The sequence below is a fragment of the Ramlibacter sp. genome (assembly GCF_041916345.1).
Classification (GTDB): Bacteria; Pseudomonadota; Gammaproteobacteria; order Burkholderiales; family Burkholderiaceae_C; genus Ramlibacter.
In genome coordinates this window covers 22737-36417 of the sequence record NZ_JAYRZR010000023.1, presented here as the reverse complement: position 1 = coordinate 36417, position 13681 = coordinate 22737, and the positions used below count along the sequence as shown (strand labels likewise).

17 protein-coding genes and 1 riboswitch are annotated in these 13681 nt (G+C 71.1%); of the genes, 12 read left to right on the top strand and 5 right to left on the bottom strand.

Annotated elements, in window-relative coordinates; genetic code table 11:
* Positions 1 to 31: 31 nt before the first annotated feature.
* From ACE3T5_RS08615 to ACE3T5_RS08605, 3 genes are all read right to left on the bottom strand, one after another.
* Entirely contained in the window at positions 32 to 472 is a 441-nt protein-coding gene (locus ACE3T5_RS08615) for an RNA recognition motif domain-containing protein (RefSeq protein ID WP_374666528.1), read from the bottom strand.
* 265 nt (positions 473 to 737) lie between these two features.
* The gene (locus ACE3T5_RS08610) at positions 738 to 938 is read right to left on the bottom strand and encodes a zf-HC2 domain-containing protein (RefSeq protein ID WP_374666526.1); all 201 of its coding nucleotides are present in this window, start codon (positions 936 to 938) and stop codon (positions 738 to 740) included.
* Positions 935 to 1501, bottom strand: coding sequence for a sigma-70 family RNA polymerase sigma factor (locus tag ACE3T5_RS08605; protein ID WP_374666524.1), 567 nt, complete (start codon positions 1499 to 1501; stop codon positions 935 to 937). Before ACE3T5_RS08605 ends, ACE3T5_RS08610 begins: the two co-directional genes overlap by 4 nt.
* A gap of 77 nt (positions 1502 to 1578) precedes the next feature.
* Here ACE3T5_RS08605 and ACE3T5_RS08600 point away from each other — a divergent pair, with 77 nt between their 5' ends.
* From ACE3T5_RS08600 to ACE3T5_RS08580, 5 genes are all read left to right on the top strand, one after another.
* Entirely contained in the window at positions 1579 to 2112 is a 534-nt protein-coding gene (locus tag ACE3T5_RS08600) for a TlpA family protein disulfide reductase (RefSeq protein WP_374666522.1), read from the top strand.
* Positions 2113 to 2214: 102 nt separating this feature from the next.
* Positions 2215 to 2505, top strand: coding sequence for a DUF2282 domain-containing protein (locus ACE3T5_RS08595; protein ID WP_374666520.1), 291 nt, complete (start codon positions 2215 to 2217; stop codon positions 2503 to 2505).
* Entirely contained in the window at positions 2505 to 3437 is a 933-nt protein-coding gene (locus ACE3T5_RS08590) for a DUF692 domain-containing protein (RefSeq protein WP_374666518.1), read from the top strand. The genes ACE3T5_RS08595 and ACE3T5_RS08590 overlap by 1 nt, the downstream gene beginning before the upstream one ends.
* A complete protein-coding gene (locus ACE3T5_RS08585; protein WP_374666516.1) occupies positions 3434 to 4282 on the top strand; it encodes a putative DNA-binding domain-containing protein in 849 nt (282 codons plus the stop codon). Before ACE3T5_RS08590 ends, ACE3T5_RS08585 begins: the two co-directional genes overlap by 4 nt.
* Complete coding sequence (locus ACE3T5_RS08580; RefSeq protein ID WP_374666514.1) at positions 4279 to 4743, top strand: DoxX family protein; 465 nt, start codon at positions 4279 to 4281, stop codon at positions 4741 to 4743. The genes ACE3T5_RS08585 and ACE3T5_RS08580 overlap by 4 nt, the downstream gene beginning before the upstream one ends.
* Before the next feature lie 6 nt (positions 4744 to 4749).
* Here the strand turns inward: ACE3T5_RS08580 and ACE3T5_RS08575 are convergent, their stop codons facing one another.
* On the bottom strand, positions 4750 to 5952 hold the full coding sequence (locus ACE3T5_RS08575; protein WP_374666512.1) for an ammonium transporter: 1203 nt from the start codon (positions 5950 to 5952) through the stop codon (positions 4750 to 4752).
* A gap of 125 nt (positions 5953 to 6077) precedes the next feature.
* Positions 6078 to 6264: riboswitch (yybP-ykoY riboswitch) on the top strand.
* Between the two features lie 9 nt (positions 6265 to 6273).
* On the opposite strand from ACE3T5_RS08575, the gene ACE3T5_RS08570 reads away from it, so the two are divergent.
* Positions 6274 to 6840 (top strand): TMEM165/GDT1 family protein, encoded by a 567-nt coding sequence (locus ACE3T5_RS08570; RefSeq protein ID WP_374666510.1) that lies wholly within the window; start codon positions 6274 to 6276, stop codon positions 6838 to 6840.
* Here ACE3T5_RS08570 and ACE3T5_RS08565 read toward each other — a convergent pair.
* A complete protein-coding gene (locus ACE3T5_RS08565) occupies positions 6837 to 7691 on the bottom strand; it encodes a formate/nitrite transporter family protein (protein WP_374666507.1) in 855 nt (284 codons plus the stop codon). The two genes, ACE3T5_RS08570 and ACE3T5_RS08565, sit on opposite strands and share 4 nt — an antisense overlap.
* Positions 7692 to 7838: 147 nt before the next feature.
* Between ACE3T5_RS08565 and ACE3T5_RS08560 the strand changes: the two genes are divergently transcribed.
* The 6 genes from ACE3T5_RS08560 (at position 7839) to ltnD (ending at position 13678) form a co-directional block, all read left to right on the top strand.
* Positions 7839 to 8966, top strand: a complete 1128-nt coding sequence (locus tag ACE3T5_RS08560; RefSeq protein ID WP_374666505.1) for a homoserine O-acetyltransferase — start codon at positions 7839 to 7841, stop codon at positions 8964 to 8966.
* Positions 8966 to 9550, top strand: a complete 585-nt coding sequence (gene metW, locus ACE3T5_RS08555) for a methionine biosynthesis protein MetW (protein ID WP_374666503.1) — start codon at positions 8966 to 8968, stop codon at positions 9548 to 9550. The genes ACE3T5_RS08560 and metW overlap by 1 nt, the downstream gene beginning before the upstream one ends.
* A complete protein-coding gene (gene chrA / locus ACE3T5_RS08550; RefSeq protein ID WP_374666501.1) occupies positions 9551 to 10918 on the top strand; it encodes a chromate efflux transporter in 1368 nt (455 codons plus the stop codon). It abuts the gene before it with no gap.
* On the top strand, positions 10915 to 11691 hold the full coding sequence (locus tag ACE3T5_RS08545) for a FadR/GntR family transcriptional regulator (RefSeq protein WP_374666499.1): 777 nt from the start codon (positions 10915 to 10917) through the stop codon (positions 11689 to 11691). Before chrA ends, ACE3T5_RS08545 begins: the two co-directional genes overlap by 4 nt.
* Before the next feature lie 114 nt (positions 11692 to 11805).
* On the top strand, positions 11806 to 12762 hold the full coding sequence (locus ACE3T5_RS08540; protein ID WP_374666497.1) for a tripartite tricarboxylate transporter substrate binding protein: 957 nt from the start codon (positions 11806 to 11808) through the stop codon (positions 12760 to 12762).
* Positions 12763 to 12772: 10 nt separating this feature from the next.
* Complete coding sequence (gene ltnD, locus ACE3T5_RS08535) at positions 12773 to 13678, top strand: L-threonate dehydrogenase (protein ID WP_374666495.1); 906 nt, start codon at positions 12773 to 12775, stop codon at positions 13676 to 13678.
* Positions 13679 to 13681 lie beyond the last annotated feature (3 nt).

Below are 13681 nucleotides of genomic sequence, written 5' to 3'. Positions count from 1 at the left end.
AAGGCCGCTGGCCTGCATCCGCCGGAAGCGATCAGTAGCCGCCGCGGCCGCCACCACCGCCGCCGCCACGCGGGCCGGCGCCGTAGGGGCTGCGAAAGCCGCCGTCCTGGCCGCCGCGGCCGCCGTAGCCGCCGCCGCCGGAGCGACCGCCGCCACCGCCACCACCGCCGCCACCACCGCCACCACCGCCACCACCGCCGTAGCCGCCGGTGCGGGGGCGCTGCTCCATCGGGCGAGCCTCGTTCACCACGATGCTGCGGCCGCCCAGGGGCTGGCCGTTCATGCCGTTGATGGCGGCTTGCGCCTCTGCGTCACTGCCCATCTCGACGAAGCCGAAGCCCTTGGAGCGACCGGTCTCGCGCTCCATCATGACCTTGGCGCTGCTGACCGAGCCGAACTGGCTGAAGGCCTGCTCAAGATCGCTGTCGCGCATCTGATACGGCAGATTGCCGACGTAAAGTTTATTGCCCATCGAGTGGGACTCCTCAAGAAAGACTAAGAACCGACAGCGATGGAGTCCCGAAAGCGCATTCAACCGAGCGACGCGAAAGGCACCTGTACACCGCAACCCGCGCGCGAGCCCATGGCCCGATCCACGCTCTGGCATTATGAGGCACAACCCCACGCGCATGGCAAGAGGTGCGGCGCGCATGAGACGCCGGATTTTCCCGCAGGCCCCCGCAACCCCCGCCGCGCCCCGATTTCGTGCGCGAAGTGCGCCATGACGGGGAGGATCGTCACTCCCCCGGCTGCTGGTAGTTGCGCCACTGCCGCATGGCGTTGCGCATGGTGAGTACCTGGCGCTCCACCCGGGGGCAGGCGGCGCAGGCCCACAGGTGCAGGCGCAGCGCCACCCGGTCGGCCAGCGGCAGCGCGCGGTCTTCCCGGGCCACCATCAGCGCGGTGGCTTCCTTGCAGGTGCGGCGCAGGATCCTCATGCGGCGTTGGGGCGGTTTCCGAACCAGTTGAGTTGAAGGCACTCGCGCAGGCGCATGCGGGCGCGGTGCAGTTGCACGTACAGGTTCGTCGGGGTGAGCTGGAGCTCCTTACAGATCTCCTCGCTGGAGAGTTCCAGCCATTCGCGCATCAGGAACACCCGCCCCATGGCGGCCGGCAGCTTCTCGGTGCAGGCCTCCAGCACGGCCATGAACTGGCGGCTTGAGAGATCCTGCTCGGGGTTGCCCCATTCGGCCGGCGGCGCGGCGTAGTGGCCATCGGCGCGGAACAGCAGGGCCTCCAGCGCTTCGTCCTCGCTGCCCTCGTCGGCGGCCAGCGCCACCTCGCGCTGGCGCTGGCGCAGCTGGTCGATCACCTTGTGCTTGAGGATGCCCACCAGCCAGGTCTTGAGCTGGCTGCGGTTGCCGAAGGACTGCGGCTTGGCCAGCGCGGCCAGCAGCGTCTCGGAGACCGCGTCTTCGGCCCAGGCGTCGTTGCGCAGCTGCAGCCGCGCGAAACGCAGCAGGTAGCCACGGTGCTCGGCCAGTTCGTCCTGGATCGCCATGCGCGCCTGGGGGCAGGTTGTAAGGCGCGGATCATCGCACACGACCCATGCGAATGCTCATCCGCCTGGAGTCCGCCATGCCTGTCCGTCCCGCCGTCGCCACGGCGCTTGTCACCCTGCTGCTGGCCCTGGGCCTGGGCGCCAGCCCGGCGCCCGCGGCCGCCCAGGCAGCCGCCCCGGCATCGACCACCGCCACGCCCTCGCTGGCCGGCTCCACCCTGGAAGGGCAGCCCTTCGATCTCGCGCGGCTGCGCGGCAAGGTGGTGCTGGTGATGTTCTGGTCGACCGGCTGCGCGGTGTGCCGCGACAAGATGCCCGAGCTGCGGCAGAACTACGCGGGATGGGCTGGCAAGCCGTTCGAGCTGGTGCTGGTGTCCACGGACCGGCAGCTGGCCGACGTGCAGGCCTACGACGCGATCATCGCCCGCACCGTGCCGCTCACCCAGCGCTTCGTGCAGCTGTGGGCCGGCGCGCCGGGCTTCCGCAGCGGCTTCGGCGCGCCGGGCACCCTGCCGGCCGGCTTCCTGATCGACAAGACCGGCCGCGTGGTGGAGCGCTATCAGGGCCGCATTCCGGCCGAGGCCTGGGACCGCATCGCGGACCTGCTGTAAGAACCGGCGCGCCGCGCTGACCAAGGCTCAACCCGGGGCTGGCGCAAGCAGGCACGGGTGGTCCTCAACCCTTCACTGCACACCTGAACCAGGAGATCTCACATGAACCAACGCGCCCTCATCGCCGCCGCTGCCGCCACCCTGCTCACCGGCCTCATGGCCGCCGCGCCCGCTGAAGCCCAGCAGCCGGCCAAGGCCGAGAAGGAGAAGTGCTATGGCATCGCCAAGGCCGGCCAGAACGACTGCGCCAACCTGAGCGGCACGCACTCGTGCGCCGGCCAGGCCAAGACGAACGACGATCCCGCCGAGTGGAAGTACGTGGCCAAGGGCACCTGCAAGAGCATGAAGGGCCTGACCGCTGAGGAGGCCAAGGCCAAGGCGAAGAAGGCCTGATGGCCATGGCGCCTGTCGCCTCCCTGCCCGCGACCGGCACCCGCCGATGCCCGCCGCCCTTGCGCGCGGGCATCGGCTGGCGGCAGCCGCACTATGGCGCGCTGCTGCGCGAGCGCCCGGCGCTCGGCTTCCTCGAAGTCCACGCCGAGAACTTCTTCGGCGACGGCGGCGCGCCGCTGGCGCTGCTGCGCGAGGCGCGCGCGCACTACCCGGTCAGCCTGCATGGCGTCGGCCTGGCGCTGGGCTCCGCCGCGGGTGTGGACGAGTGGCACCTGGCCCGGCTCGCGCGGCTGGTGGAGCAGATCGATCCACTGCTGGTGAGCGACCACGCGTGCTTCGCGCGGGTGGGTGGCGCAGACGGTGCGCTGCATGCGGCCGACCTGCTGCCGCTGCCCTACCACGCCGAGTCGCTGGCGGTGCTCGCCGGCAACGTGCAGCGCGTGCAGGATCGGCTGCGGCGCCGCCTGCTGGTGGAGAACCTCTCGGCCTACATCACCCTCGCGGGCAGCGACCGCGACGAGCCCGCCTTCCTGGTCGATCTGGCCCGCCGCACCGGCTGCGGCCTGCTGGTGGACGTGAACAACCTCTACGTCAACGCCCTCAACGCGCAGCGCGCCGGCCACGGCGGCGATCCGCTCGCGGCCTGCATCGCCTGGCTGGATGCGATGCCGGCCGACTGCGTGGGCGAGATCCACCTCGCGGGCCACAGCGCGCTGGAGGACATCGTGATCGATGACCACGGCAGCCGTGTCTGTGAGGACGTCTGGACGCTGTACGCCCATGCCGTCGCCCGCTTCGGCGCTGTGCCCTCGCTCATCGAGTGGGACACGGGCGTGCCCGAACTGGCCGTGCTGCTGCAGGAGGCGCGGCGCGCCGACGCCGTGCTCGCCACAGCGCCTGTGCGGCACGAGACCTGGCCCGAGGCCGCATGACCGCAGCCCTGGTGCGCGCAGCGGCCACGCCGGAATCGACGGTCGCAGGGGCCCTGGCGGCCCAGCAACAGGCGCTGGTGGCGGCGCTGTGGGCGCGTGGTCCGCAAGAGGCGCTCGCGCTGGCCGCCGCGCATCTCGTGCCCGAAGCCACCACCCTGCGCGGCCTGCGTGCCTATCGCAGCAACGGCCGCGCGCTGGCCGTGCGGGCGCTGGCAGCCGCCTATCCCAGCGTCGCGGCGCTGCTGGGCGAGGACAACTTCGAGGCGGTGGCGCAGGCCGTCTGGCTGGCCCATCCGCCCGTGCGCGGTGACATGGCCGAGTGGGGCGGTGACTTGCCGGCATGGATCGCGTCGCGCGCGGACCTGGCGCAGGCCGAGCCCTACCTCGCCGATGTCGCGCGGGTGGACTGGGCGCTGCACGTCGCCGCCAGCGCGGCCGATGCCGAGCCGGACCTGGCCAGTCTCGCGCTGTTGCAGCAGCACGATCCGGACACGCTCACGCTGGTGCTGGCGCCCGGCACGCAAGTGATCGAGTCGCCCTGGCCGGTGGTGAGCCTGGTGCAGGCCCATGCCGGTGATGGCGTGTCCCTCGACGAGGCAGCGGCTCGCCTGAGGGCCGGCGAAGCCGAGCCGGCGCTGGTCTGGCGCGAGGGGCTGCGACCGCGGGTGCGCGTCGCCGCGTCGGGAGAGGCCGCTTTCGGGCGCGCGCTGCAGGCGGGTGGCAGTCTCGCCCAGGCGCTGGACGCGGCACCCGCATTCGACTTCGCTGCCTGGCTGTCGCCGGCGGTCGCAACCGGCCTGCTGACCGGCGCTGCGCTCATGAACCCGATGGAGAGATCCCCATGAACCTGCCCCCGCCGACGAGCCTCGCCGTGCGCGGCGCCTCGCGTTTCGCGGACCTGCTCGACGCCCTGCAGCCGGCCGCCGCGCTGGCCGCGCGCGGCTACGTGGCCTACGCCTTCTTCGCCTCCGGCCTGACCAAGCTGCGCGACTGGGAAACCACCCTGGCCCTGTTCACCGACGAGTACCAGGTGCCGCTGTTGCCGCCAGCCTGGGCGGCGGTCTCCGGCACCGCCGGTGAGCTGGTGCTGGGCCTGGGCGGCCGCTTCGCCGCGCTGGGGCTGTCGGTGGTGAATGCGGTGGCGGTGGCCTCGCTGCCGGAGATCGCACCGGCCGCGCTGCAGCAGCACCTGCTGTGGGGTGCGCTGCTGGCGGCAGTGGCGGTCTACGGTCCGGGCGCCTGGTCGCTCGACCGGCTGCTGTGGCCGCGCCTGGCGGGCCGGTCGAAGCCACCCGCCGCGACCTGAACCGCGTTACCAGTTCGCTTCGCGGTCGGGTGTGGCGCCGATCTTGTGGATGGCGAGGTCGGCACCCTCGAACTCCTCCTCCGCGCTCAGGCGCAGGCCCATCACCGCCTTCAGCACGCCGTAGACCACGAAGCCGCCGGCCAGCGCCCAGCCCACGCCCATCAGGCTGCCGATGACCTGCGCGCCCAGGCTCACGCCGCCCAGCCCGCCCAGCGCGGTGCCGCCGAACAGGCCGGCCGCGATGCCGCCCCACAGGCCGCACAGGCCGTGCAGCGGCCACACGCCCAGCACGTCGTCGATCTTCCAGCGGTTCTGCGTCAGGGTGAACATGAAGACGAAGATCGCGCCCGCGCCGCCGCCCACCACGAAGGCGCCCAGCGGATGCATCAGGTCACTGCCCGCGCACACCGCCACCAGGCCGGCCAGCGGGCCGTTGTGCACGAAGCCCGGGTCGTTGCGGCCCAGCGCCACCGCCGCGAGCGTGCCGCCCACCATCGCCATCAGCGAGTTCACCGCCACCAGGCCGCTGACCTTGTCCACGGTCTGCGCGCTCATCACGTTGAAGCCGAACCAGCCCACCATGAGCACCCAGGCGCCCAGTGCCAGGAAGGGGATGTTGGAGGGCGGGTGCGCGGAGATCGCGCCGTCCTTGCGGTAGCGGTTGGACCGCGCGCCCAGCAGCAGCACCGCCGGCAGCGCCAGCCAGCCCCCCACCGCGTGCACGACGATGGAGCCGGCGAAATCATGGAACTCCTGGCCGGTGAGGTCCTTGATCCAGGCCTGGATGCCGAAGCGCTGGTTCCACACCACGCCCTCGAACAGCGGGTAGACCAGGCCCACGATCACCGCGGTGGCGATCAGCTGCGGGCCGAAGCGGGCGCGCTCGGCAATGCCACCGGAGATGATGGCCGGGATGGCGGCGGCAAAGGTGAGCAGGAAGAAGAACTTCACCAGCTCGTAGCCGCTCTTCGCCACCAGCTGGTCGGCCCCCACCAGGAAGCTGGTGCCATAGGCCACCGCATAGCCCACCAGGAAGTAGGCGACGGTGGAGACGCTGAAGTCGACCAGGATCTTCACCAGCGCGTTCACCTGGTTCTTCTTGCGCACGGTACCGAGCTCGAGAAAGGCGAAGCCGGCATGCATGGCCAGAACCATGATGGCGCCAAGCAGGATGAACAGGACGTCGGCGCCCTGTTTGAGTGCTTCCATGGGGTCTCCTCAGGATGGTTTTGAACTGTTGTGGTGCGTGACCGACCCGATTTCCCGGTCCGCACCAAAACCAAGCAAGAACTGCGCCAAAAGCGTGCCGGCGCGTGACCGGATGGGCCGGGCTTACAATAGCGGCCTGTCATGGGGGAGTAGCCTCCCTTCGAGCGCGAAAGGGGCTTGCGTCAACAGACTTGGAATCCACGGGTTCCATGGCGCAGGCGGCACATCGGCTTGGCGAGACCTTTGACTGCGTGGCCCTGTTCCGCCGGGGCGCCCACGCGGTCATCGGTTGTTCGTTCGCCCCGGCCGGAGCCCCCTTGCATGGAAGCCTTCCTCGTCTCCACCGGCATCGTCGCCCTCGCTGAAATGGGTGACAAGACGCAGTTGCTGTCGCTCGTCCTCGCCGCCCGCTTTCGCCGCCCCTGGCCCATCGTGTGGGGCATCCTGGTGGCCACCCTCGTCAACCACGGCCTCGCCGGTGCGGCCGGCGCCTGGGTCACCCAGGCCCTGGGGCCGCAGGTGCTGCGCTGGATCCTGGGTGCGTCGTTCATCGCCATGGCGGTGTGGATGCTGATCCCGGATCGCCTGGATGAGGACGAAGTCGCTGCCGGGCCCACCCGCCTGGGCGTGTTCGGCGCCACCGTGGTGGCCTTCTTCCTGGCCGAGATGGGCGACAAGACGCAGATCGCCACCGTGATGCTGGCCGCGCAGTACAACGCCTGGGCCGCCGTCGTGGCCGGCACCACGCTGGGCATGATGCTGGCCAACGTGCCGGTGGTGTGGTTCGGTGACCGCATCACGCGCCGCGTGCCGCTGCGCGCGGTGCACGTGGTGTCGGCGCTGGTGTTCCTGGGGCTGGGGCTGGTCGCGCTGCTGGGCGCCGTCTAGCCGCGAGCCGGCGGGTCCGTCTCGGCGGCCTGCACCGCGCGCTGCGCCGGCCGCCGGTAGGCCAGGTGGTAGGTCAGGCCCACCAGCACGCTGCCGCCCAGCAGGTTGCCGGCGATCACGGCGGCGAGGTTGCGCGCCATGCCGCCCGCGGTGACCAGCGCCTGGCCGGCCTCCGCCGTGCCGCCCTGCACCAGCATGGCCAGCGGCATCAGGTACATGTTCGCGATGCTGTGCTCGAAGCCGGCGGCCACGAAGGCGGTGACCGGGAACACCACCGCCACCGCCTTGTCGATCACGCTGCGGCCGGCCATGGCCATCCACACCGCCATGCAGACCAGCACGTTGCACAGCACGCCGCGGAAGAAGGCCTCGGCCAGCGGCAGCTCCTGCTTGGCGAGCGCGATGCGCACCACCGTGCGGCCCACCGCGCCCTGGCCCAGGCCGGTGTGGCCGCTCAGCCAGACCAGCAGCGCCAGGCCGGCCGCGCCGGCGAAGTTGGCCGCGCACACCAGCACCCAGTTGCGCAGCACCTCGCGCGTGCTGATCTGGCCGTCGGCCCAGGCCATCACGATCAGGTTGTTGCCGGTGAACAGCTCGGCGCCCGCTACCACCACCAGCAGCAGCCCGAGCGAGAACACCAGGCCGCTCGCAAACTGCGTGGCGGCCAGGCCCAGCGCGGCATCCGCGCGGACCAGCACGAACAGCATCGCGCCCAGGCCGATGAAGGCGCCGGCCAGCACACCCAGCAGCGCCAGCGGCAGCGCCGCCATGCGCGCCTTGGCCACCCCCACCGTGGCCACGCGGCGCGCCACTTCCGCCGGTGCATAGGCGTCCGATCCGTACAGCTCCATCCGCCAGCCTCCTGTCTTCCTGCGGGCCCTTATACTAGGCGAGCGCCGATTTGCCTCGCTTGCGGGCGCTTCACAAATGCAGCTAAAGTCGCCGGCGTCCCCCGACCCGGTCCTGCTTTGGCGGGGCCGGGTTTTTTGTTTGTCGTCATGTCCTTCATCGCCACGCCGCAGACCCTGCACTTCGACGCCCCGCTCGCCCTGCGCAGCGGCGCGACGATGCCGGCCTACACGCTGGCCTACGAGACCTATGGCACGCTCAACGCCGAGCGCAGCAACGCGGTGCTGATCTGCCACGCGCTGAATGCCTCGCACCACGTGGCCGGCGTGTACGAGGGCCAGCCGAAGTCCGAGGGCTGGTGGGACACCATGATCGGCCCCGGCAAGCCGGTGGACACCAACCGCTTCTTCGTCATTGGTGTCAACAACCTCGGCTCCTGCTTCGGCTCCACCGGCCCCAGGGACGTGAACCCCGCCACCGGCCGCGAGTGGGGCGCCGATTTCCCGGTGGTCACGGTGGAGGACTGGGTGGACGCGCAGGCGCGCCTGCTCGGCCAGCTGGGCATCCAGCAGCTGGCGGCGGTGATGGGCGGCAGCCTGGGCGGCATGCAGGCGCTCTCGTGGACGCTGCAGTACCCCGAACGCGTGCGCCACGGCGTGGTGATCGCCAGCGCGCCCAACCTGAACGCCGAGAACATCGCCTTCAACGAGGTCGCCCGCCGCGCCATCGTGACCGACCCCGACTTCCACGGCGGCCACTTCTACGCCCATGGCGTGGTGCCCAAGCGCGGCCTGCGCATCGCCCGCATGATCGGCCACATCACCTACCTGTCGGACGACGTCATGAACGAGAAGTTCGGGCGCCAGCTGCGGGAAGGCCTCGACCTCAAGTACTCCACCCAGGACATCGAGTTCCAGATCGAGAGCTACCTGCGCCACCAGGGCGACAAGTTCAGCGAGTACTTCGACGCCAACACCTACCTGCTGATCACCCGCGCGCTGGACTACTTCGATCCCGCGCGCGCCCATGGCGGCCAGCTGGCGCGCGCGCTGGCCGCGGCCACGGCGAAGTTCCTGCTGGTGAGCTTCACCACCGACTGGCGCTTCTCGCCGAAACGCAGCCGCGAGATCGTGAAGGCCTTGCTGGACAACCGGCGTGACGTGAGCTACGCCGAGATCGACGCCCCGCATGGCCACGACGCCTTCCTGCTGGAAGACCCGCGCTACCTGGCCGTGGTGCGCAGCTACTTCGAGCGCATCGCGCAGGAGGCGGCCTGATGTCCGACCGCCCCACCATGGAGACCATCGCGGCGCTGGTGCCCGAGGGCGCGCGCGTGCTCGATCTCGGCTGCGGCGACGGCGCCCTGCTGGACCACCTGCAGCGCACGCGCGGGTGCAGCGGCTACGGCATCGAGATCGCGGATGCCAACGTGCTGGCCTGCGTGCAGCGCGGCGTGAACGTGATCCAGCTGAACCTGGACGAAGGCCTGTCGATGTTCGACGACGACAGCTTTGACGTCGTGCTGCAGATCGACACGCTGCAGAACCTGCGCAACGCCGAGGTCATGCTGCGCGAGACCGCGCGCGTGGGCCGCACCGGCATCGTCGCCTTCCCCAACTTCGCGCACTGGCCGAACCGGCTGTCGGTGCTGCGCGGGCGCATGCCCGTGACCCGCCGTCTGCCCTACCAGTGGTACGACACGCCCAACATCCGCGTCGGCACCTACCGCGACTTCGAGGAACTCGCCACGCGCAACCGCCTGCGCATCCTCGACGCCTTCGGCCTGCAGGAGGGGCGCGTGCAGCGCCTGTGGCCCAACCTGCTGGCCTCCACGGCAGTGTTCAAGTTCGAGCGCGGCTGAATGACGAGCCCCGTCCCCTCCCACGGGGCTGACGGTCCCGCCCCTGCCACCGTGGCCTTCGGCGAGGCGCTGCGCTTCTGGCTCAAGCTCGGCTTCATCAGCTTCGGCGGGCCGGCCGGGCAGATCGCGGTGATGCACCGGGAGCTGGTGGAGAACAGGCGCTGGATCTCGGAGCAGCGCTTCCTGCATGCGCTGAACTACTGCATGCTGCTGCCCGGCCCCGAGGCGCAGCAGCTCGCCACCTACATCGGCTGGCTGCTGCACCGCACCTGGGGTGGCGTGGTGGCCGGCGCGCTGTTCGTGCTGCCCTCGCTGTTCATGCTGATCGGTCTGAGCTGGGTCTACCTGGTGTTCGGCCAGGTCGGCTGGGTGGCCGGCGTGTTCTACGGCATCAAGTCCGCGGTGGCGGCCATCGTGCTGCACGCGGTGTGGCGCATCGGCAGCCGCACGCTGCGGCATCCGGCGCAGGTGCCGCTGCTGTGGGCGGTGGCCGTGGGCAGCTTCATCGCCATCGCGGTGCTGAAGGTGCCGTTCCCGTGGGTGGTTGGCGTCGCGGCGCTGGTGGGGGTGCTGGGCGCGCGCATCGCGCCGGGGCAGTTCGCCGGCAGCGCGGGCGCTCATGCGGCGGCGGCAGGCACGCACGCGCCGGCGCTGATCGACGACCACACGCCCACCCCGGCGCATGCGCGGTTCAGCACCGCGCGGCTGGCGCGTGTCGTGGTCGTGTGCGCCCTGCTCTGGCTGCTGCCGATGGCCGCGCTGGTCGCCTGGCAGGGCCTGGATGGCACGCTGGCCCAGATGGGCTGGTTCTTCACCAAGGCCGCGCTCCTCACGTTCGGCGGCGCCTATGCAGTGCTGCCCTACGTGTTCCAGGGCGCGGTGGAGCACGCGGGCTGGCTCACCGCGGCGCAGATGATGGACGGCCTGGCGCTGGGCGAGACGACGCCCGGCCCGCTGATCATGGTGGTGGCCTTCGTCGGCTTCGTGGGCGGCTGGACGCACCGCGTGCTGGGCCCGGATGCCCTGTTCCTGGGCGGCGCGCTGGCCGCGGTGGTGGTCACCTGGTTCACCTTCCTGCCCTCGTTCCTGTTCATCCTGGCCGGTGGCCCGCTGGTGGAGTCGACCCATGGCCGGCTGGGCTTCACCGCGCCGCTCACGGCCATCACGGCGGCCGTGGTGGGCGTGATCGCGAGCCTGGGCGTGTTCTTCATCGCACACATCGCGCGGCGCGCGGACGGCACGATCGACCTGTTCTCGCTGGGCCTGGCCGCGCTGGCGCTGTTCGCGCTGCAGCGGCTGCGCTGGGGCGTGATCCCGGTGATCGCGGCCTGCGCTATCCTGGGCATCGCCTCCAGCCTCCTGTCATGAACACGCCCTTCCAACCGGTCAGCAGCGGCGCGCGCCTGTCGGATCAGGTCGCGCAGCAGCTGGTGCAGGGCATCAAGGCCGGCCAGTTTCCCGCGGGCGGCAAGCTCCCTACGGAGGCGCGGCTGGCCGAGCAGTTCGCCGTCAGCCGCACGGTGGTGCGCGAGGCGGTGTCACGGCTGAAATCGCTGGGCCTGGTGGACTCGCGCCAGGGCAGCGGCGTCTACATCACCGGGCAGGGGACCTTCGCGCCGCTGGACTTCGACGCCCGGCACGCGGAGTCGCGCAGCGCCGTGGCCCAGATGATCGAGGTGCGGCGCGCGCTGGAGGCCGAAGCCGCCGGCCTGGCCGCGCAGCGCCGCGGCGCGGCCGACATGCGACGGATCCGCCAGGCGATGCTCGCGCTGGAGAAGGCGGTCGCCAAGGGCGGCGATGGCGTGGAGGAAGACCTGCGCTTCCACCGCAGCGTCGCGGAGGCCGGCCACAACCCCTTTCTCATCGGCACGCTCGACTATCTCGCCCAGTTCATGCGGGGCGCCATCAGCGTGACGCGGGCCAACGAGGCCCGCCGCGCCGACTTCACCACCCAGGTGCGTGACGAACATGCCGCGATCGCGCAGGCCATTGCCACCGGCGACGTCGACGGCGCCCGCGCCGCGGCCGCCACGCACATGGTGAATGCCGTGCGTCGCATGGAAGACGCCGACCCGGCCTTCTGGCGCCAGCACGGCGAGCGACTGGCGCAGCCGCTCGTGCACGGCCTGCGCCGAGGCTGAGCGGCGCCCGATGACGGGCACAGCCGCCCCAAGTTGTATGATAACCATACGAATCAACGCGGGCCCGCTCCACCCGTCGGGCACCCGGACGCCACCGAAAGAGAGACAACCGCCATGCAAAGACGCCACCTGGTCCTGGCCGCCCTGGCCCTGCCCGCCGGCGCGGCCCGTGCCCAGGCCTACCCCGGCCGGCCCATCCGTCTGATCGTTCCCTTCCCGCCGGGCGGGCTGATCGACAACATGGCCCGCCTGCTGGGCCCGAAGCTCGCGCAGGAACTGGGCCAGCCGGTGGTGATCGACAACAAGCCCGGTGCCGGCGGCAACCTGGGCGCCGGCGAGGCCAGCCGCGCGGCCGCGGATGGCTACACGCTGCTGATGGCGTCACCGCCGCTCACCATCAGCCCGGCCCTCTATGCCAAGCTGCCGTACCGTCCAGAGCAGATCGCGCCGGTGGGCGTGGTGGGGCGCGTGCCCAACGTGCTGCTTGTCAACCCGAAGAGCGGCATCGAGAACGTGGCCGACCTGCTCAAGCGGGCGCGCGCGACGCCGGGGCGCATGAACTACGCCTCCAACGGCAACGGCACCTCGCTGCACCTGAGCGCCGAACTGCTCAAGAGCACCACCGGCACCTTCATCACGCACATCCCCTACCGCGGCGCCGCGATGGCGGTCACGGGCCTGATCGCCGGCGAAGTGGACATGATGTTCGAGAACCTGCCGTCGGTGCTGGGGCAGATCCAGGGCGGGGCCGTGCGCGCGCTGGCCGTCACCACGCGGACCCGCAGCAAGGCGCTGCCGCAGGTGCCCACGCTGGTGGAGTCCGGCCTGCAGGACTTCGACGTGAGCGCCTGGTACGGCCTCGCCGCGCCCGCCGGCCTGCCGCCCGCCGTGCTGGCCCGGCTGGAGCAGGCGCTGGACAAGGTGGCGCGCGACCCCGAGATCGTGCGCGCCATGGAGTCGCGCGGCGCCGAGGTCGGCCTCCTGGGCGCCTCGGCCACCGTGGCGTTCATGGCCGCCGACGCGGCCAAGTGGAAGCGCGTGGCGGCCTACGCCAAGATCACCCTGGACTGAAGGAATCCGCATGAGGCATCCTGTGTCAACCCCCACCGTCGGCCTGATCGGCCTCGGCGCCATGGGCGCCGGCATGGCGCAATCCCTGCGCCGCGCGGGCCACGTGCCTCACGTCTACGACATCCGCGCCGACGTGGCGCAGGCCTTCGCGCGCGATGGCGGCACCGCCTGTGCCTCGCCGGCCGCGCTGGGTGAGGCCTGCGACGTGGTGGTCTCGGTGGTGGTGAATGCAGCGCAGACCGAGGCCGTGCTGTTCGGCGAGCAGGGCTGCGCCGCGACGATGAAGCCCGGCAGCGTGTTCGTGATGTGCTCCACGGTGGATCCCAACTGGTCGATCGCGCTGGAGGCACGCCTGGCCGAGCGCGGCCTGCTCTACATCGACGCGCCCATCTCCGGCGGCGCCGCCAAGGCCGCCAGCGGCCAGATGACCATGATGACCGCCGGCCGCCCCGAGGCCTATGCCGTGGCCCAGCCGCTGCTCGATGCGATGGCGGCCAAGGTCTATCGACTGGGTGACAGCGCCGGCGCGGGCAGCAAGGTGAAGATCATCAACCAGCTGCTGGCCGGCGTGCACATCGCGGCGGCGGCGGAGGCGATGGCACTCGGCCTGCGCGAGGGCGTGGACCCGGCGGCGCTGTACGAGGTCATCACCCACAGCGCCGGCAACAGCTGGATGTTCGAGAATCGCATGGCGCACGTGCTGGCCGGTGACTTCACGCCGCTGTCCGCGGTGGACATCTTCGTGAAGGACCTGGGCCTCGTGCTCGACATGGCGCGCGCCTCCAAGTTCCCGCTGCCGCTGTCGAGCACGGCCCACCAGATGTTCATGCAGGCCTCCACCGCCGGCCACGCGCGCGAGGACGACAGCGCGGTGATCAAGATCTTCCCGGGCATCACCTTGCCCGGGTCGAAGTGAACC

What these genes read in the sequence shown, in the direction of transcription:
- ACE3T5_RS08615 (WP_374666528.1), bottom strand. Translation starts at nt 472, where the DNA reads ATGGGCAATAAACTTTACGTCGGCAATCTGCCGTATCAGATGCGCGAC.
- ACE3T5_RS08610 (WP_374666526.1), bottom strand. Translation starts at nt 938, where the DNA reads ATGAGGATCCTGCGCCGCACCTGCAAGGAAGCCACCGCGCTGATGGTG.
- ACE3T5_RS08605 (WP_374666524.1), bottom strand. Translation starts at nt 1,501, where the DNA reads ATGGCGATCCAGGACGAACTGGCCGAGCACCGTGGCTACCTGCTGCGT.
- ACE3T5_RS08600 (WP_374666522.1), top strand. Translation starts at nt 1,579, where the DNA reads ATGCCTGTCCGTCCCGCCGTCGCCACGGCGCTTGTCACCCTGCTGCTG.
- ACE3T5_RS08595 (WP_374666520.1), top strand. Translation starts at nt 2,215, where the DNA reads ATGAACCAACGCGCCCTCATCGCCGCCGCTGCCGCCACCCTGCTCACC.
- ACE3T5_RS08590 (WP_374666518.1), top strand. Translation starts at nt 2,505, where the DNA reads ATGGCCATGGCGCCTGTCGCCTCCCTGCCCGCGACCGGCACCCGCCGA.
- ACE3T5_RS08585 (WP_374666516.1), top strand. Translation starts at nt 3,434, where the DNA reads ATGACCGCAGCCCTGGTGCGCGCAGCGGCCACGCCGGAATCGACGGTC.
- ACE3T5_RS08580 (WP_374666514.1), top strand. Translation starts at nt 4,279, where the DNA reads ATGAACCTGCCCCCGCCGACGAGCCTCGCCGTGCGCGGCGCCTCGCGT.
- ACE3T5_RS08575 (WP_374666512.1), bottom strand. Translation starts at nt 5,952, where the DNA reads ATGGAAGCACTCAAACAGGGCGCCGACGTCCTGTTCATCCTGCTTGGC.
- ACE3T5_RS08570 (WP_374666510.1), top strand. Translation starts at nt 6,274, where the DNA reads ATGGAAGCCTTCCTCGTCTCCACCGGCATCGTCGCCCTCGCTGAAATG.
- ACE3T5_RS08565 (WP_374666507.1), bottom strand. Translation starts at nt 7,691, where the DNA reads ATGGAGCTGTACGGATCGGACGCCTATGCACCGGCGGAAGTGGCGCGC.
- ACE3T5_RS08560 (WP_374666505.1), top strand. Translation starts at nt 7,839, where the DNA reads ATGTCCTTCATCGCCACGCCGCAGACCCTGCACTTCGACGCCCCGCTC.
- metW (WP_374666503.1), top strand. Translation starts at nt 8,966, where the DNA reads ATGTCCGACCGCCCCACCATGGAGACCATCGCGGCGCTGGTGCCCGAG.
- chrA (WP_374666501.1), top strand. Translation starts at nt 9,551, where the DNA reads ATGACGAGCCCCGTCCCCTCCCACGGGGCTGACGGTCCCGCCCCTGCC.
- ACE3T5_RS08545 (WP_374666499.1), top strand. Translation starts at nt 10,915, where the DNA reads ATGAACACGCCCTTCCAACCGGTCAGCAGCGGCGCGCGCCTGTCGGAT.
- ACE3T5_RS08540 (WP_374666497.1), top strand. Translation starts at nt 11,806, where the DNA reads ATGCAAAGACGCCACCTGGTCCTGGCCGCCCTGGCCCTGCCCGCCGGC.
- ltnD (WP_374666495.1), top strand. Translation starts at nt 12,773, where the DNA reads ATGAGGCATCCTGTGTCAACCCCCACCGTCGGCCTGATCGGCCTCGGC.